Below are 16,632 nucleotides of genomic sequence, written 5' to 3' on the forward strand. Positions count from 1 at the left end.
AAAAAGCCCGCATCGCGCGGGCTTTTTCCCTGGTCCTCCTCAGGCTGCAGCCGCCACGATATCGGTCGACAGCGTCAGCGCCTGCCACTGCCGCAGTTCGGCCGCACGGCGCTCGATGGCGCCGCCGATGTACTCCAGGGCATCGCTGCCAGCGGCGTAGTGCAGCGGCGGATTCGGCGCGCGCGACAGGGTGACAAAGGCCTGCCCGAGCCTGGCCGGATCGCCGGGCTGCTGGTGGTTGTAGGCCTCGTAGGCCTGGCTCATTTCGCCGGAGAGCTGGTGGTATTCCTCCACGCGGCGTGCACCGTAACGCACCGAGCGGGCGTCGAGGAAGTCGGTACGGAAGAAACCCGGCTCCACCACGGTGACGTGGATGCCGAAGGGCTGCACTTCCTGCGCCAGCGACTCGCTGAAGCCCTCCACCGCGAACTTGGTGGCGCTGTACACCGCGCAGGCCTTGAAGCCGGTGACGCCGCCGATGGACGACAGGTTGAAGACATGGCCGGCGCGCTGGCGACGCATGGCCGGCAGCACCGCGCGGGTGACGTGCATCAGCCCGAAGACATTGGTGGCGAACTGGCGCTCGATGTCGGCCGGCTCGATCTCCTCGAACAGTCCCAGCTGGCCGTAGCCGGCGTTGTTCACCAGCACGTCGATGCGATCGAAACGCTCCAGCGCGGCCGCCACCGCCGCCTGCGCCTGTTGCTCGCTCGCCACGTCCAGCGCCAGCGCCAGCACGCGCTCGCCGTAGCTTGCGTACAGCTTCTCCAGGCCCGCGCGGTCGCGGCCGGTGGCGACGATGCGGTCGCCCGCCGCCAGTGCCGCCTTGGCGATTTCGGCACCGATGCCGCGCGAGGCGCCGGTGATGAACCAGATCTTGTTGCTCATGGGTTTGCTCCTTGGAAAGTGGCTGCCGGTCGGACCCGATCGGCGTGCAGCCATCCTAGGAAGCGGGGATGCTTTCGCGAATACACAGATGTTTGCAGAGTCTTGCCTAATCCTATCGTCATGCTGGATATGGGGGCACATTCAAGCCAAGAATATGACCTGATCCTGAAAACTGGCAGATTCCAATGAAGGCAGCGGCCCCTACCCCGACGCAGCAGCGCATGGTCGAGCTGATGACGCAACTGGCGCCGGGGGAGGGTTACACCCGCTGCGCACTGGAGCCGGTGCAACTGATGCGCTCCGACCGTCCACTGGCGCGCATGCCGGTGATGTACGAGCCCTGCATCTGCGTGATCGTGCAGGGCCGCAAGCGCGGCTTCCTCGGCGACGACCGCTTCACCTACGACGCGCGCAGCTACCTGGTGAGCACGGTGCCGATGCTGTTCCTGACCGAAACCGAGGCCAGTGCGCGCCAGCCGCTGCTGGGCATCACGCTGCGCATCAATCCCGCCGAGGTGGCGGAGCTGGCGCTGGCGCTGGACGAGTCGCAACGGCGCGAGGCACTACCGCGCAGCATGATGTGCACGCCGCTGGACGAAGCCATGTCCGGCGCGCTGCTGCGCCTGCTGGAAATGCTGCGCAGCCCCGCCGAGGCACGGCTGCTGGGTCCCGGCATCCTGCGCGAAATCTACTACCGCGTGCTCAGCGGCGAACAGGGCCCGGCGCTGCGCGCGGCACTGGTGCAAGGCGGAGCCTTCGGCAAGATCGCCAAGGCCCTGCGCCGCATCCATGCCGAGTACCCGGGCAATCTCGACGTGGGGCTTCTGGCGCGCGACGCCGGCATGAGCGTGCCGGCCTTCCACGTGCATTTCCGCAATGTCACCTCGACCTCGCCGATCCAGTACCTGAAATCCACGCGCCTGCACCAGGCACGGCTGCTGATGGTGCGCGGCGGCATCACCGCGGCGGCGGCAGCCAACCAGGTGGGCTACGAAAGCCCCTCGCAGTTCAGCCGCGAATTCAAGCGCCTGTTCGGCCGCACGCCGACCGAGGAGGCGCTGGAGATGAAGCAGACACTGGCGTTGTGGACCGCGCCCTGACAACCCGCTCAGGATCGCGGTGGCCTGGGCGCCGGCCAGATTCTCGCAAAGACCAGTGCAAGCAATACCACCGGAACGAAGATCGGTACCAGGTGCAGCTTGTCCGGCAGTGCGGGCAGGTAAGGCTGCACGCTGGCATTGACCAGGGGCATCAGGCAGATAAGGTACAGCGGCAGCCAGACCAGGAACAGCAGGAAGACCACCAGTCCCACCCGGTTGTTGGCGCGCCTGGCGCGCGCATGTTCCGCAGAATCCATTCGTCCCGTTCCCCAAGCCCCGACGCTGTCGGGAGCATGCTCCTGCAAAGCGGCGGCGACAGGCAAGGACGCGGCCGATCGAAGAGCCGCTTCGCCCCTGCACCAAATTTCCACATCCGCTGCGCAACCGCTGCAAACCGCCTCCCTACCCTGTTTGCAGGCACCGGACAGGGGAAGAGAAATGCACAGCCTGCAGCAAGGCGGATCAGTCTTCGCGAAACAGGAGTACGGCGACAACGACTGGGTATGGGTCAGCCTGCAACTTGCAGTCTGCGCGCCCATTCTGGGGTGCCTGGGTCTGACAGGCCTGCTCTTGCTGCCAGGACTATTGGAAAATCCAGCCCGCCTGCTCAACAGCAGCAGGGACGCAAGCTTCGCAGCGCAAATGCTGCTGGCACTCATCGGCAGCTACGGCCTGGTACGCGCCATCCTGAGCAACGGCCGCAGGGTTCCGCGGCTGGCCTTGATCTGCGGCCTGCTGCCGGCCGCACCGATGCTGGTCACCCTCGCGCTGGAGCCCGACCGCAGCTCCATGGAACCGGACATCCTTTTCCTGCGCCTGCTCTTCTGCAGCCTGGCAGCCTGCCTCGGCCTGGCGCTGCATTACCTGCTGCGATTGCGCCATGACTGAGACCGGAGCCCGGCATCCGCCGCCGCAGGATGGGGGCCCGGATCACCGGGCAGCCCTGCTCCTGCTGGTGCAACTGCTCGCCTGTGCGCCGGTCATGCTGGCGGTGGGCGCCATGTGGCTGACGGCACTGGTGGAATGCGCCAGGAATCTGGAAAAGCTGCCGGATCATCCGGAACTGCCGCTGCTGCTTGAATTGACCGGCCCGGGGCTGCTGGCCCTGCTCGGGTGCTACGGACTGCTCCGGGCCATCCTCAGCCAGGGACGCGTGGTGCACCGTGCGCTGCTGGCACTGGGCATCATCGGCGCCCTGCCGGTCCTGCCGGTGCTGGGTTTCATGCTGCTGGCGAACCCGGCGACACCGCAGCCGCCTGTCGCCATGCTGCTGTGGTGCAGTCTGGCGTCCTGCGTGATCGTGGCGCTGCGCTGCCTGCGTGCTGCGCGGCGCCAGCGAACGCCGACGAACTAACCCTGACCGGCCAGCTGCTCCAGCCGCGCCTTCACTTCCTTCTTGCCGACACCGCGCAGCGCGGCGATGGCGACCACCTGCGACTGGCGCGGCACGGTCTTTTCGGCTTCCCAGTTGTAGACCGACTGGCCGGTGACGCCGATCAGCTTGCCGAAGTCCTCGGCGCTCAGGCCCAGGCGGCTGCGCAGGGACTTGAGGCCCTTGGCGGAAAAGCGGACCTTCTCGCCATCCTCGGCTGTGGACGGGGCCGCTACGGCAGCGGTCTTGCCCACCAGGCGGCGCAGCTTGGCCACCTCCTGCTCCAACACATGCACCTGCTTCTTCAGCGTCGCCAGCTGGTGACGCTGCGAGCTGCTGGCAGCCTGCAGCGGCGCCGTACTCTGGCGCGCGGCCTTCTTCGAAAGACGGGTGATTTCGCTCTTGAGCAGGGTGGCGATGTTGGGCATGGACGGGACAGGCAAAAGGAGGGGCCGGCAGTATGCCTGATGGGCCGCCGGCTTCCGTGAATATCCGTACGGTCACATATCCGTCATCCCCTGCCGCGTCGCGTTCACTGCCGCTCGGGCGCAAAAGGCCACAGGCCGCCGGTCTTGAGCGTGGCCAGGCGCAGCGTCACCTCTTCCAGGATGGTGCCACGCGCCTCCGCCGCCATTTCCGCCAGCAGGCGGTCCAGGGCACGGGTAGCGCTGAGCAGGTCTTCGCTGCGCATGATCTCCGGTACCGCAGCATGGATGCGTGCGGAGAGCTGCCGGAAGCAATCACGCGAGATCGACCGGTCCTCGCGGCGCAGCCACTCGCGCACACGCTCCTCCAGCAATTCCGCGATCTCCGCCGCCGATACCTCCACCGTGCTCTCCATGTCGTCCGCACTCCTTTGCGTAGGCAGGCGCCCGGCCCCGCCCGGAGCCGCGTTGCACCATGCGGGTGCAAGACTGCGGCGGGAACGGCGGCGGCGCAAATAAAGCTGACAGTGGCGTCAGGAACGGGCCGCAAGCTGGCAATGGGGTCAGGAAGGCGCTGGACGCGCCGGCGCCGCGCATGCTTCGATGCGCGCCTTTTTTACGGAACCCTGCGCGCATGAAGCCAAGCTCCGCCCCGCGAACCCCGGTGCTCGCGCTCGCCCTGCTCTGCAGCGCCTGCGCCAGCCCCGGCCGGGTGCTGCCGGAAGCAGACCGCGGGGCCTACCCGGAGCCGCCTGCCGCGGCCGTGCTGCCGGACCTGTCGCAGCTGTCGTACAACGCCATGGCCAATCGCTACCTGCTGCCGCTGTACACGCGGCTGCCGCCGCGTGAGGTCTACTGTGGCTGTACTTTCGACACCGCCACGCGCGCGGTGGAACCGGCGGCCTGCGGCTTCGCGCCGGACAAGCCCTGGGGCGACGACGCCACGCGCGGTGCGCGCATCGAGTGGGAGCACGTGGTGCCGGCGGCGCGCATGGTGCAGGCACTGGGTTGCTCCAGCCGTGCCGCCTGCCGCAGCAACGAGGCCTTCCGCCTGGCGGAGAACGATCCCTACAACCTGTTGCCGGCACTGGGCGCACTCAACGCGCGCCGCTCCAACCATCCCTACACGGAGTTGCCGGGCGAGCCGCGTGTCTACGGCCGCTGCGACTTCGAGCTGGAGCAGCACCGCGAGCAGCGGCAGCAGCTCGGCCGGGTGGAGCCGCCAGAAGACATCAAGGGCGACGTCGCGCGCATCTCGCTGTACTACTCACAGCGTTACGGCCTGCCGTTCAGCGACGCGGAAATCCAGCAGTTCCAGGCCTGGAGCGCGCAGGACCCGGTGAGCCCGGAGGAACGCTACCGCGCTGCATACATACGCAAGCAGATCACGGGCTGGGCCAATCCCTTCGTGGAGTGACGTGCTTCAGGCCAGCCGCGGCCGCCCGCAGGCCAGGTTGGCGCTCACCGCCACGTCCATCTTCTTCGGATCGGGCAGTTTCAACTCGCGCATCAGGCTGACGTACTGCTCGCGCGTCCTGCCCGCCAGGCGCGGATTGTGGGCCTTCTCCTCGCCGATGGAGGAGACGGTCCAGCCCCTGTAGTCGTGCGCCGGGTAGAGCAGCGTCTCGTCCGGCAGCCTGAACAGCCGATCGACGATGGACTGCCAGGACTGCTCCGGATCGCCGCCCTGGAAGTCGGTGCGGCCGCTGCCGCGGATCAGCAGCACGTCGCCGGTGAAGACTGCACGCGGCCTTGCCGGCGCCAGCACGAAGCTGAAGCTCTCGTCGGTGTGGCCGGGCGTGTACAGCGCCTGCAGCGTGACGCCGTCCACCTCCAGCATCTCGCCGTCGCGCACAGTCTGCGACACGCACTCGGCGCGGCTGCGCTCGCCCATGATGGTGATGCAGCCGGTGGCCTCCCGCAGGTCACCCAGGGCGGTGATGTGGTCGGCATGGGTGTGCGTGTCGATGGCACGCACCAGGCGCAGGTCCAGTTCGCGGATCGCCTGCAGGTATTGTTCGGCCTGCTCCTTGACCGGGTCGATGATCAGCGCCTCGCGGCCGCGGCCCGAGGCCAACAGGTAGGTGTAGGTGCTGGACTCCGGCTCGAAGAACTGCCTGAACAGCATGCCCGCTCCCCCGTTCATCGCAGCACCCTCATCGCCATGATCGCGCCGGTGGCCAGCATCGCCAGCGCAAAGCCGCCCTGCAAGGCCGGGCCGGCAATGCGCGGCGCCAGAACGCGGCCGGCGAGCATGCCCAGCAATGCGCCGACGACAAAGGGCAGTGCCGCAGCCCAGGGCAGCACACGCCCCAGTGCCAGTACGCCGGCGACCGCCGCGGCACTGGTCAGGGCGATGGCCAGCAGTGAGGTGGCGACCGCCGAGTGCATCGACAGCGGCGTCGCGGCGCGCAGCGAGGGGACGATCACGAAGCCGCCGCCGACACCCAGCAGGCCCGAGACGAAGCCGGTGGCCGCGCCGATGGCGGAGATCAGCAGGCCGCAGGGCAGCGTCCACATCAGCCGCCCGGTCTGCGCGTGCAGCCGGCACAGCGGCCCGCCAGCCTCGGCGCCCTCGCCGGCCACCGTGGCGCGGACGACGCGCGCCTCATCCGGCGCACGGCGCGCCTGCAGGATCATGCGCAGCGCCACCACGGCGAGCACGGCGGCGAACAGCAGCGACAGGGTGTTCGCAGGCAACCGCTGCGCTGCCAGCAGCCCCAGCGGCGCGGTGCAGGCGCCGGCCAGGGCCATGAGGATCGCGGCGCGGTAGCGCACGTAGGCGACGTTCCAGGCCACGACAGTGCCGAAGGCGGCGGCGGCGCAGACCGCCAGCAGCGCCACCGGCGCCGCTTCGGCCAGGCTCCAGCCCAGGCCCAGCATCAGCAGCGGCACGGCGAAGATCGAGCCGCCCGCTCCGGTCAGGCCCAGCACCAGCCCCGCGACCACGCCCAGCAGCACGCTCATTCCCTCGGACTCCCCGCCTCGCCCCGGGCGAGTGTAAGCCGCCGCAACGCAGGTCCTTTAGAATTTTTTGATGCCGGACACCGTCGGCGAAGGCCCGGCCGCCGCCGTGGGTTCATTCGTTCGCGATCGCTGCGGCGCATGCGGCCACGCCCAGGCAGGAACACCATCAGGAAGGTGACGCTGGTGGTGCCGATGTTGATCGTCAGTCGAACAGCGGCGGCAGCGTGGCACATGCCACCGCGAAGAAACCCGCTAAGCGAGCGCCGGACGTGCGCAAACCTCGTCGGTGATCTCGGCGATGCGCTCGATCAGCTCGCCGCGCAGCACGGCCGGGCCATGGCCATGCTTCTGCCAGCCGTCCGCCGTGACCCAGTCCTGCATCAGCATCTGCATGCGTCGCAGGCGCTCGGACAGCTGTCGGGACTGGGGATAGGCGTCGTCGAAGCGCTGGCAGATCGCCGCCGCGCGCTCCATCGCCGAGGCCCCCATACCCGGATCGGCCTTGGCCATGCGGTACAACTCGTGGCACAGCGACGCGGCTACTTGCTCGTCCATGAAGCAGTCCCCCTGCAAATCGCGGAAGTGATCAAAAAATACGCGCGCCCTGTCAGGGCTGCAATAGCAATTTTCCTACGCGCGAAACTTGACTCCCGTCGCAAGCCCCTGATCCGGCAGCAGCGATCCGCGGTGGCGAAGATTTGACCGAACCCGCAGCGGTAGCCGCCTGCGCTCGGGCCACCCAACTCATGCGCGCCCCATCCACAGCCTTATGCACAGGCCCTGTGGATATCGGCAGATCGCACGAAAGGAAGAACGGTCATCTGCATTGTTTTTTGCAGTGCTTCTTCAAGGATGAACGGCAAAGCCCCGTTCAATCTCGGTTAATTGCACTTCGCCCGGACTGAATACCCAGTCGAATCCCCGTAAGCGGGACCCGCGCCACAAAAGGAGAGGCGGCATGTCTTCAGCGGCGACGGCGCCGTCATCACAAGGCCGCCAGCGCCTGCGTTGCCGGCAGGGTATCGATCGTCATCACCGACCTGGAAGACTTGCCCGCAGTGTCGGTGGCCGTGGCATGCAGGCTGTAGCTGCCGCCCACTGCGTACAGCTCCTCTTCACCGGCGCGCACCGGTACCGCGAAGCGGCCGCAGGAAGTACCCAGCAGCTGCAGGCGCGTGCTGGCGTAGACCCTGCGCGAATCGGTGGCACGCCCGCTCTCGGCGACGGGCACCTCGCGCACCACGTCAAAGGGGGCGATCCAGTCGCCGGCGGCGGTGGCGCAGCGGAAAGTGCCCACCACCTTGAGCTGCAGGCTGGCCACCGCCACGTCGTCGGCGGCGCGCACCATCACCTTGAAGCGTGCATGCGGCGCGCCGCTCAGTTGCGGCTCGGTCTCGGCGAGACGCTGTACCACCTCGCTGCCGGGCGCGGCCGTACCCCAGGCCAGCTCCGGCCGCGAGCGGTCCGACATCAGCTGATCGGCCGCGGTGCAACCTCCCATCGCGACGGCCGTGGCGATCGAGGCAAGAATGGTTTGTGCGCTCATGTGCGTTCCCCGTTTCTTCTTTAGGAGCGGTAACGCAAGCGGCGAGCCAACGAGGGCATTGCAGAAAAACATGTTGAATCAACGGCCTGATTTCATGCTTCGTGCCGCAGGCCATGCAGATTGCAGAGTCTGTCCGGTCTGCCCTGCGCAAACGGCATGCCGCGGACGCAGCACGCACCAGACAAAGCCTCCCGCTCAACTCGCAGTGGCCGCAAACCGGTCTCCGGGAAAACTGCAAGACATGCATCGACGCCTCCTTGCAGTTTGCAGGTGGCTTCAGGGCGCACTGAGCACCCGCGCACAGACACATCAAGGACTTGCACTCAAACTGGTGCCCGGCATGTGCCTTGCCACATGCAACCGGAAAAGGGTACAGGGAGTACACCGTGAAAACCGTCGCCAAGCATCAGAGCATCCCGTTGCCGCTCATCCTGATGAGCCGCCCGCGCCGCTCGCGCGCCAAGGAACTGGCCGCGGTGGCCGGCGCCGCCGCGTTGCTGCTGGCGGCGACGGCCTATGTGGGGGAAACGCCGCCGCAGGGCAGCGTCAGCATCGCGGCCGGCGCGTCACGCTGAGCTTTTTGAAGAACGAGAACAGCAGGGACAGCACATCCAGCAACAGGAACGCAGCCGACCGGAGGTGACCGGCCGGCTTTGCTCGGCCAGTGCATGCAGTTGCGACGTCCACGCCAGCGCCGTTACCGGCGCCAGCACCTCCCGCAATGCCGGCCGGGGGAACAGCGCCGCAAGTGCCCTCAGGCCGCCAGGATCGGCTTGAGGAAGCCCGCGAACAGCACCAGAAACCCACCCACCTCGCCCACGATCAAACCGGTCATGTACAGCGTGATGAAACCGCCCGGCAGATGCGCATGCCCCAGCTTGTGCGGGCGCTGCAGCTGGTTGTCGGTGTCGCGCAGGATGCCGTGGATGGCGTACATCATCACCGCCGAGGCGAAGAACAGGATCGGGATCGCCACCGCCCAGGCGTTGACCGCCTCGCTCCAGACGCTGAGCTTGGCGAATTCCGCCAGCACCAGGCAGGCGAAGGTGTACATCAGTGCCGTGCGGTGGCAGATGTCGACGTAGACCGGCGCCTGCGCCTGCGGACTGTTCATCATGCAGCGGTACTTCCAGATGCCGGTCAGCAGGCCGGTGATGAAGAACAGGCCACATCCGACCTGGGCGATCTGTACGGCGGTAAGCATGATGACGGTCCCCTCGTTGTTTGAATGATCTTAGCGCCCGGCGGCCTGCTGCCGCTGGCGATAGAAGCTCTTGCCGCAGGCGTTCTGCTGATGCCAGTAGGCACGGTGCAGCAGCGTCAGCGGCGGAATCCAGTAGCGGCCCTCGTCCAGCGCCGCCACCGGCGGCTGCGCGCCGAGGTGGATCTCGGCGCTGACGATGCCAGGCCCCTCGCGCGTCGTGCGCCGCGCCAGCACCTGGCCCCGGGCATCCACGATCTGCGTCGCGCCGACGAACTCGGACTCATGCGGCACGCTGACCCGCGTGCCCGGCAGCAGCAGGAAGCGGCTGCGGAAGCGGCCGCAGTGCGAGGCATGCAGCACCGGCACGCCCAGGCGCTTTGCGAACTCCACCGGCGCCTGCTCGGAGAAGCCGCGGTTGACACGGTCCAGGCCGCGCAGCAGTGGCGTCAGCAGCGGCCAGTTCGAGGGTATGGTCCACCAGTGGTTGCCGGTCATGGCCAGGCCGATGCGACCGCGCAGGCGCTGCACCGTCTGCGTACGGATCAGTTCCCAGCAGACTGCGGCGCCGACACCGCCGAGATCCGTGTCCATGCAGCCGTCGTCCTGTCCCGGCTCGTAGAAGCAGTTCTCCCACATCGTCGGCAGATCCTTGTCGTGCATGCGATAGCTGCCGTCGGGCTGCACGAAGAAATAGGTGTTGAACACCCCCTGCCCGCGCCGCAGCACCACCGAGCCGCCGATGTAGCCGCGGTGGCGCCGGGCCAGGTCGCGCATCATCTCCAGCGCGGGGTTGTCGTCTGCGTCCAGCGCCTGGTCGGCGAAGGGCTCGTCGTAGTACACCGGCGAGGCGAAGAACTCCGGCAACGCGACGATGCGCGCGCCGTCCGCGAAGGCCTGCCCGGCGTAGTCACGCGCGCTGCGCAGGTTGCCCGCGAAATCTCCGGGGCGGCCCTGCATCTGGACGGCGGCGACCTTCATCGGCGAGGCGGAATTCATGGCGACGGACTCGACAGGGTTCGGGATGCCGCGCAATCTACTTCGCTCCATGCCCCGACACTTGCCCAAACCGGCTACCCCCGCGCCCGGCCTGCCGCCGCTGATCTGCCTCTGGCCGGAGCGCCTGCTGTTCGTCGGCCCGCTGGGCAAGGTCGCGCCGCACCGGCATGCCGCCACCGTGCTGCTGGTGGCTCTGCAGGGCGAGGTACGGGTCTGGCTCTCGGCCGAGCGCCAGTGGCACTCCGCACAGAGCGCCCTAGTGCCGGCCGGCTGCATGCACGCCCTGGACCTGCGCGAGGGCATCACCGCGGTGTTCTACAACGACCCGCACCGGCCCTTTCACCCGCGCATGTCGGCACGCGACGGCGGTGCCGCGCAGTTCGATCCTGTGGCCGGCACGCCGCTGCCGGAGGCACTGCGCGCCTTCCATGCCTCGCAGGGCGCAAATGCTGTGGCATTGGAACACGCACTCGCCACCACACTGGGCCGCTACCCGCAGGCGCCATTGCTGGACGCACGCGTGCAGCAGGCCATCCAGCTGGTGCAGGCCGATCTCACCGAGAACCTGCCGCTGGCCGCCCTGGCCGAGGCCGCCGCACTTTCGCCCAGCCGCCTGCAACACCTGTTCCAGGACCAGACCGGCGTGCCGCTGCGGCGCTTCCGCAACTGGATCCGCTTCCGCCATGCGCTGGAGCGTATTGCCGCCGGCGCCACGCTGACTACCGCCGCCTTCGACGCCGGCTTCGCCAGTTCCACCCACTTCAGTCATGCCTTCAAGGCGATGTTCGGCGTGGCACCAGCCAGCGTGCTGGCCGGCAGCAGCCCGCCGCGCATTCTCACGTTGGCCTGAGTTCACACCTGCAAGGAAATCCCATGCGCGACATCCTCGTTCTCGGACAAAAGGCCGGCCTGCTGCTGAAGGAGCGCGGCGACAAGATCGCCGTGGCCGAAACTTCCGCCGGTGGGCTGATCGCCGCCAGCCTGCTGGCGCAGGCCGGGGCCTCCGCCTACTTCGCCGGCGGCGCCATCACCTACTCCGCACGCGCCATACGCGGCCTGGTCGGCATCTCCACCGACGAAATGCGTGAGCGCGGCATCCGCTCCAGCTCGGAGCCCTATGCACAGTGGCTGGCGGAAGCGGTGAAGGCCAAGCATGGGCGCATCGCCTGGGGTGAGCCGGGGCTTTCGTGGAGTGCCTTGAATGGCACTCCACGCCGGCGAACGCCCGGCCATGGATGGCCGGGCCGGGGCCAAATGGGCGAACTGAAGCCTCGCCATGGATGGCATCCCCGCGTCGAACCGCTCACACTTTGACAAGCTCACAGGAAACTACGATGCGCGACATCCTGCTACTGGGACAGAAGGCCGGCCTGCTGCTCAAGGAGCGCGGCGACAAGATCGCCGTAGCCGAAACTTCCGCCGGTGGGCTGATCGCCGCCAGCCTGCTGGCGCAGGCCGGGGCCTCCGCCTACTTCGCCGGCGGCGCCATCACCTACTCGGCACGCGCAATCCGCGGCCTGGTCGGAATTTCCACCGACGAGATGCGTGAACGGGGCATCCGCTCCAGCTCGGAGCCCTATGCACAGTGGCTGGCGGAAGCGGTGAAGGCCAAGCATGGGCGCATCGCCTGGGGCCTGGCAGAAACCGGTGCATCAGGGCCCCAGGGCAATCCCTACGGCGATCCCGCCGGCCACACCTGCATGGCGGTGACCGGACCGCTGCAGCGGGTGCGCACACTGCGCACCGGCAGCAGCGACCGGGTGGAAAACATGTGGCTCTTCGCGGAAGCGACGCTGGCCCTGCTGGTGGAAGCGCTGGAAGCCGCGCCGCGGGCCGTGCGCGAAGCCTAGGCCCCTCAGTACAGATTCTTCTTGTAGTCGTTCTTCAAGGTCTTTTCCATCAGGCCCGGCAGCGCCAGCGCGGCGCGCGAGATGCCGGCGACCAGACCGCCGGACTTGCTGTGCAGGACATGGGCCTTGAAGATCGCCGCGGGGTCCAGGTCCTGGGCCGCGGGCGCCGCCGGCCAGGGCTGCGCCCGGGCCAGCGCGGCACTGTCTTGGATCTGCAGCGAAGGCTGCCCGATGCAGGTGGCCAGCTTGGGCAAGCGCTCGGCCACCGTGAAGACCGCGCGCATTGCCGCGTCGGTGGTGATGCGCGCACGGCCCGACATCAGCACGATGCGCGTGGAGCCGGGCATCAGCACTGCGGCGGCAACCCGTGGCTGCGCGAGGATGTTGCGGAAGCTGTCGACGCGGCGGTTGCCCGGGCGGTCGGCGAACCAGGCGTCGCCGTCCTGCATGCGCAGCATCGTGCCGCGCGGATCACCCTTGGGGCTGACATCGGCCCAGCCTTCAGGGTTGACCGTGGCCAGGGCCATGAAGCGGCTGGCGCCGACGAAGGCCGCAGCCTGGTCCGGGATGTCACCGCCGGGATCGCCCTTCCAGAAATCGGACCGCATCAGGGCCTTGGCGCAGTGCAGGAAGCACTCGCGCACTTCGATCTCGGCGATGCCCTCCGCTACCGATGCGACGCGGCCGTTGACGCGCAGCGTCTCGCAGAGGCTCGGCGACAGGAACAGGCCGCCGAAGCCGATGCCAGCGCGCGCCAGTTCCGGCTGATCCAGTAGCGCCAGCGGGATACGCAGGCGGCGCGGATCCGGCGCCTGCACGAAGCCCGGCTCGCCGCCGCCGAGCGTGATGCCGATACCCGCGGCATCGCCGAAGCTGGCGAACAGCAGCGGCGAGGTCTGCAGCCAGCGCAGCGACGCGGCATCGAGGAAGTCGATGACCTTGAGGTCGCGCGGGCCGGGCAGCTTGCCGATCACGGCCTCGAGGCTGGCGAAATCGGTGATGTGGTCGCTGCCCATGCGCTTCTCCTCGATGCTCAGAACTGGAACTCTACGCCGCCGAGCAGGCGGCGGCCGTAACCCAGCGCCGCAATGGGATCGCGGCGCAGCGCCGTGGTGTTGGCGTCCAGGCGGTAGTCGCGGTCGGCCAGGTTGTTGCCGTTGAAGAACAGGCCCAGCCCCCGGTACTGCCAGCGCAGCGACAGGTTCAGCAGGGTATACGCCGGGATCTGGTTTTCGGGAAGGTTGTTGACCTGCGCCGAAGTCGCGCCCACGCGCTGCGCCTCGGGGCGGATCAGCAGATTCCCGATCGGCGTCCACTCCAGGGCCATCGTCACGGAGTACTCGGGAGATTTCGGCAGCGGATTGCCGCTGAAGTCGCCCTGCGAGCTGTCGAAATCGATGAACTTGCCGTGGGCGATGCCGACGCTGCCGACCAGGCGCAGGCTCTCGAAGGGCGAGGTTGCCAGTTCCAGTTCGCCGCCCCGGATGCGCGAGCGGCCGGCATTGGTGATGATCTGGCAGGTGAGCGGACCGACCGGCACCTGCATGTCCTGCCAGTCGGTATGGAACAGGTTCAGCGCGTAGTGCGTCTGCCCGCCGCGCAGCCGGCCCTTGAACGACAGCTCGTAGTTGCGGGTCCGTTCCTCGTCGAAACTGTAGCGCTCGCCACAGGCCAGGTGATATCCGTCGCCGCCGGGGCGATAGCCCTCGGTGTAGGCCGCCCCGACGAAACCATCCTCGAACAGCTCGTAGCTGGCCGCCAGCTTGGGCAGCACCGCCGAGAAGCTGCGGCTGACGTCGGTCTCGCCGTCCGGCCCGAGGACCTGTGCGCCTTGCAGCAGCAGCACGACGGCTTCAGCCACCGGGTTGTCGCCGCCGACATCGTTGACCGAGTGGCGGCTGTTGCGCTCGCGGTCCAGGCGCAGGCCGCCGGTCAGGGTCAGGCGATCGCTGGCCTGCCAGTCGACTTCGCCGAACACGGCCTGGTTCTCGATGCGCGCAGGGTTGTCGGAGACGATCGTCACGCCGCCCAGCGGCAGCGAGCAAAGCAGATCGAGCGGGCAGACACCGACGGCATCCAGCAGGGCCGTCAATGCGGTCAGGCCGGTGGAATACTCGCCGTCCTCGCCGTCGAAGTAGTACAGGCCCAGGGTACCGCGCCAGGCATCGCCGCTGAAGCTGGCACGCAGTTCCTGCGAGAAGGAACGCGAGTCCGCAACCTGCGCGATGTAGCCGTCGTCGCGCTCGGTGTAGTCGACATCCAGGTGCAGCAGGGTGTGGGAGCGCGCCCAGGCGCTGACCGCGCGCAGGGTCCAGTCCTCACCGAGCCGCAGGCGCTGGTCCAGCGAGTAGAGCTTTGACTCGCTGTCGACTTCGCTGGGCTCGTTCGCGGTGGCCACGCGCTCCGCTTCGCGCGCCTGCTCGACGTAGCGGCTGCCGGTCCTGCGACGGTTGTCGGCGATGCCCAGCACTGCCTCGTAGGGACCGCTGGCGCCGAAGGGGGTGAGCTTGGCGCGCAGGCGGCTGCCATGGCTGCGATCCCCCGCCCAGTCGTCCTCGTCACGGGTTTCGTTGTAGATCTCGCCGTCGCTGCTGCGGTAGTCGGTGACGAGGCGGATCGCCAGCAGGTCCGGCCACAGGGTGGCACCGAAGGCCGCGGCTCCCTGGCGGGCGTTGTCGTTGCCGACGCCGAGCCGGCCGCGGAATTCCGGGATGAAGCTGCCTTCCACCTGCGGCTCGACGGTGTTGATGATCACGGCACCGGCCATGGCGTTGCGACCCTGGCTGGTGGACTGCGGCCCACGGAAAACCTCGACCTGGTCGAGGTCGAAGGCCGAGAGGTCCGCGAATCCCATCGCCCCGCGCGGCAGGCCGACGCCATCGACCACGATGGTGGTGGCAGTGCCGTAGATCGTGCCGGCACCGACCAGGCTGGCGCCGTAGCTGCCGATGCCGCGCATGCTGATGGTGCTGAGCCCCAGCTCGCTGTCGTTCCAGCCGGCGTTGGGAGTGGTACGGATCACGTCGTAGACATCGCGCGCGCTGCTGCGCTCGATCTCAGCACCGGCCTTCACGGCGACGCTGGCGGTGGTGCGCTCGGCCTCGCGCGTCAGCAGCTCGCCGGTGACCACGATGGCCTCGAGCACGGTGGCACCGTCGCGCGCCTCGGTCGGCGGCGGAGCTTGGGCAGCCGGCTCCGCCGGCAGCGGGATCGTCGGCAGCGTTTCAGCCTGCGGCGCCGTTTCGGCCAGGACCGCCCCAGAATCCAGCAGTGCCAGCAGCACCAGCGCAGCCACGCGCGGCATCGTCCCCTCGCCCATGAAATCCCCAATTGCAATTGATAATGCGTCTCAATTGTACTTCAGGACTTCAGCCGTGGGGACCCATGTCCGCGATAGGCACATCACTCCCGGCCAGGGGCCGGGGAATCAGCCCGGCCGCTCGCCGTTGCTGGCGTAGTCGCCCATGCCCTCGCGGATGCGGGCGCTGCCGCCGGGGTCGTCGCCGAAGGGCGCGGCGCTGTGCCAGGAGCCCCATTCAGGGCGGTACATGCCCGAAGCCTGCTGCGACCAGCCGGCCCAGCGCAGCAGCACCTCGTCGGGCAGGCCCACCGAGCGGCCATGGGCACCCCAGCCGCGGTTGGAGTCGTCCAGCGCGCTCTGCGCCGTGGCCCGCGCCGCCGGGCCGAGCACGGCGTGGTCCACGCCGAAACCCGCCGCGCGGGTCTGCTGCAGGAACACCCTCTGCGCCGGTAGCCAGGAGCGGTTCACCTGCAGGCGCCCAGCGTCCCAGGCCAGCGTCACGCGCGGGCGCCCCTGGAACACCGCGACGGTCTGGCGGCCGTCACGGCCGTCGATCACCACCTGCGTGGCGTAGTCCACCGTCGCCCCGCAGTTGCGCTCGATCACCGAGGCGCTGAGGCCCTCGCGGCGCAGGTCCAGCCATTGCAGCAGCCGCTCGCTGCAGCTGCCGATCACTTCCTCGCCGCCGCTCCAGCGCAGTACCAGGCTGCGGCCGTCGGCCGACTCCTGCAGCGTGTAGGCCTCGTCGCCGGGCCCGATGACATTCACGGAATGATCTGCCGGCGCAGCGGCCGTCATCGCCGCAGCCAGCAGCAGGGCAACCGCCCCCGACACCGCGCCGGCGCTCAAGGCGAATCCGCCGCGCGGCGCAACCCGTAGCCGGAAGCGGCCACGCAAACGATCATCTGCTTCACTCGATACCCCCGGCGATCCGCACCCCGCGGAACCCCAGATGGAACATGCAGGACTCAGGCCATGCCGTC

The 16,632-nt window shown here is 68.4% G+C and carries 21 protein-coding genes; 8 read left to right on the forward strand and 13 right to left on the reverse strand.

Going from position 1 to position 16,632, the window contains the following annotated elements; all coding sequences use genetic code 11:
• Positions 1 to 39: 39 nt before the first annotated feature.
• Complete coding sequence (locus D0B54_RS18490; RefSeq protein ID WP_117292954.1) at positions 40 to 888, reverse strand: oxidoreductase; 849 nt, start codon at positions 886 to 888, stop codon at positions 40 to 42.
• Positions 889 to 1,073: 185 nt separating this feature from the next.
• Between D0B54_RS18490 and D0B54_RS18495 the strand changes: the two genes are divergently transcribed.
• On the forward strand, positions 1,074 to 1,988 hold the full coding sequence (locus D0B54_RS18495) for an AraC family transcriptional regulator (protein WP_205527173.1): 915 nt from the start codon (positions 1,074 to 1,076) through the stop codon (positions 1,986 to 1,988).
• 8 nt (positions 1,989 to 1,996) lie between these two features.
• Here the strand turns inward: D0B54_RS18495 and D0B54_RS18500 are convergent, their stop codons facing one another.
• Positions 1,997 to 2,245 (reverse strand): hypothetical protein, encoded by a 249-nt coding sequence (locus tag D0B54_RS18500; protein ID WP_117292956.1) that lies wholly within the window; start codon positions 2,243 to 2,245, stop codon positions 1,997 to 1,999.
• A 181-nt stretch (positions 2,246 to 2,426) separates the two neighbouring features.
• Between D0B54_RS18500 and D0B54_RS24425 the strand changes: the two genes are divergently transcribed.
• Entirely contained in the window at positions 2,427 to 2,876 is a 450-nt protein-coding gene (locus tag D0B54_RS24425) for a hypothetical protein (RefSeq protein WP_162932543.1), read from the forward strand.
• A complete protein-coding gene (locus D0B54_RS18510; RefSeq protein ID WP_117292960.1) occupies positions 2,869 to 3,342 on the forward strand; it encodes a hypothetical protein in 474 nt (157 codons plus the stop codon). The genes D0B54_RS24425 and D0B54_RS18510 overlap by 8 nt, the downstream gene beginning before the upstream one ends.
• Here the strand turns inward: D0B54_RS18510 and D0B54_RS18515 are convergent.
• Together D0B54_RS18515 and D0B54_RS18520 are read right to left on the reverse strand one after the other, a co-directional pair.
• Positions 3,339 to 3,788, reverse strand: a complete 450-nt coding sequence (locus tag D0B54_RS18515; protein WP_117292962.1) for a helix-turn-helix domain-containing protein — start codon at positions 3,786 to 3,788, stop codon at positions 3,339 to 3,341. The two genes, D0B54_RS18510 and D0B54_RS18515, sit on opposite strands and share 4 nt — an antisense overlap.
• 104 nt (positions 3,789 to 3,892) lie before the next feature.
• A complete protein-coding gene (locus D0B54_RS18520; protein WP_117292963.1) occupies positions 3,893 to 4,201 on the reverse strand; it encodes a hypothetical protein in 309 nt (102 codons plus the stop codon).
• Positions 4,202 to 4,419: 218 nt separating this feature from the next.
• Here D0B54_RS18520 and D0B54_RS18525 point away from each other — a divergent pair, with 218 nt between their 5' ends.
• On the forward strand, positions 4,420 to 5,202 hold the full coding sequence (locus D0B54_RS18525) for an endonuclease (RefSeq protein ID WP_162932544.1): 783 nt from the start codon (positions 4,420 to 4,422) through the stop codon (positions 5,200 to 5,202).
• A gap of 6 nt (positions 5,203 to 5,208) precedes the next feature.
• Here the strand turns inward: D0B54_RS18525 and D0B54_RS18530 are convergent, their stop codons facing one another.
• From D0B54_RS18530 to D0B54_RS18545, 4 genes are all read right to left on the reverse strand, one after another.
• Positions 5,209 to 5,913, reverse strand: a complete 705-nt coding sequence (locus tag D0B54_RS18530; RefSeq protein WP_117292967.1) for an MBL fold metallo-hydrolase — start codon at positions 5,911 to 5,913, stop codon at positions 5,209 to 5,211.
• 14 nt (positions 5,914 to 5,927) lie between these two features.
• Complete coding sequence (locus D0B54_RS18535) at positions 5,928 to 6,752, reverse strand: sulfite exporter TauE/SafE family protein (protein ID WP_117292969.1); 825 nt, start codon at positions 6,750 to 6,752, stop codon at positions 5,928 to 5,930.
• 252 nt (positions 6,753 to 7,004) lie between these two features.
• On the reverse strand, positions 7,005 to 7,307 hold the full coding sequence (locus D0B54_RS18540) for a hypothetical protein (protein ID WP_162932545.1): 303 nt from the start codon (positions 7,305 to 7,307) through the stop codon (positions 7,005 to 7,007).
• Positions 7,308 to 7,737: 430 nt separating this feature from the next.
• A complete protein-coding gene (locus D0B54_RS18545; protein WP_117292973.1) occupies positions 7,738 to 8,298 on the reverse strand; it encodes a hypothetical protein in 561 nt (186 codons plus the stop codon).
• A gap of 386 nt (positions 8,299 to 8,684) precedes the next feature.
• Between D0B54_RS18545 and D0B54_RS18550 the strand changes: the two genes are divergently transcribed.
• Positions 8,685 to 8,873 carry a hypothetical protein gene (locus D0B54_RS18550; protein ID WP_117292975.1) on the forward strand — a complete coding sequence of 63 codons (189 nt, stop codon included), beginning with the start codon at positions 8,685 to 8,687 and terminating at the stop codon, positions 8,871 to 8,873.
• A 179-nt stretch (positions 8,874 to 9,052) separates the two neighbouring features.
• On the opposite strand, the gene D0B54_RS18555 is transcribed toward D0B54_RS18550, so the two are convergent.
• Both D0B54_RS18555 and D0B54_RS18560 read right to left on the reverse strand, forming a co-directional pair.
• Positions 9,053 to 9,502, reverse strand: a complete 450-nt coding sequence (locus D0B54_RS18555) for a hypothetical protein (protein WP_117292977.1) — start codon at positions 9,500 to 9,502, stop codon at positions 9,053 to 9,055.
• 30 nt (positions 9,503 to 9,532) lie between these two features.
• Entirely contained in the window at positions 9,533 to 10,498 is a 966-nt protein-coding gene (locus D0B54_RS18560) for a carbon-nitrogen hydrolase family protein (protein ID WP_162932546.1), read from the reverse strand.
• Between the two features lie 61 nt (positions 10,499 to 10,559).
• On the opposite strand from D0B54_RS18560, the gene D0B54_RS18565 reads away from it, so the two are divergent.
• From D0B54_RS18565 to D0B54_RS18575, 3 genes are read left to right on the forward strand one after another with little or no spacing between them, the layout of a single operon-like run.
• Positions 10,560 to 11,348 carry an AraC family transcriptional regulator gene (locus D0B54_RS18565; protein ID WP_162932547.1) on the forward strand — a complete coding sequence of 263 codons (789 nt, stop codon included), beginning with the start codon at positions 10,560 to 10,562 and terminating at the stop codon, positions 11,346 to 11,348.
• Between the two features lie 23 nt (positions 11,349 to 11,371).
• The gene (locus tag D0B54_RS18570; RefSeq protein ID WP_117292983.1) at positions 11,372 to 11,812 is read left to right on the forward strand and encodes a CinA family protein; all 441 of its coding nucleotides are present in this window, start codon (positions 11,372 to 11,374) and stop codon (positions 11,810 to 11,812) included.
• A 20-nt stretch (positions 11,813 to 11,832) separates the two neighbouring features.
• A complete protein-coding gene (locus D0B54_RS18575) occupies positions 11,833 to 12,348 on the forward strand; it encodes a CinA family protein (RefSeq protein WP_117292985.1) in 516 nt (171 codons plus the stop codon).
• A gap of 5 nt (positions 12,349 to 12,353) precedes the next feature.
• On the opposite strand, the gene D0B54_RS18580 is transcribed toward D0B54_RS18575, so the two are convergent.
• The 3 genes from D0B54_RS18580 to D0B54_RS18590 all read right to left on the reverse strand — a co-directional run bounded on the left by D0B54_RS18580 (position 12,354) and on the right by D0B54_RS18590 (position 16,498).
• Positions 12,354 to 13,364 carry a pyridoxamine 5'-phosphate oxidase family protein gene (locus D0B54_RS18580; protein WP_117292987.1) on the reverse strand — a complete coding sequence of 337 codons (1,011 nt, stop codon included), beginning with the start codon at positions 13,362 to 13,364 and terminating at the stop codon, positions 12,354 to 12,356.
• 17 nt (positions 13,365 to 13,381) lie between these two features.
• A complete protein-coding gene (locus D0B54_RS18585; protein WP_117292989.1) occupies positions 13,382 to 15,667 on the reverse strand; it encodes a TonB-dependent receptor in 2,286 nt (761 codons plus the stop codon).
• Between the two features lie 108 nt (positions 15,668 to 15,775).
• Positions 15,776 to 16,498: a hypothetical protein gene (locus tag D0B54_RS18590; RefSeq protein ID WP_117292991.1), complete on the reverse strand. Its 723-nt coding sequence runs from the start codon at positions 16,496 to 16,498 to the stop codon at positions 15,776 to 15,778.
• Between the last annotated feature and the right edge of the window lie 134 nt (positions 16,499 to 16,632).

The organism is Solimonas sp. K1W22B-7 (assembly GCF_003428335.1).
In the GTDB taxonomy this organism is placed as follows: Bacteria; Pseudomonadota; Gammaproteobacteria; order Nevskiales; family Nevskiaceae; genus Solimonas_A.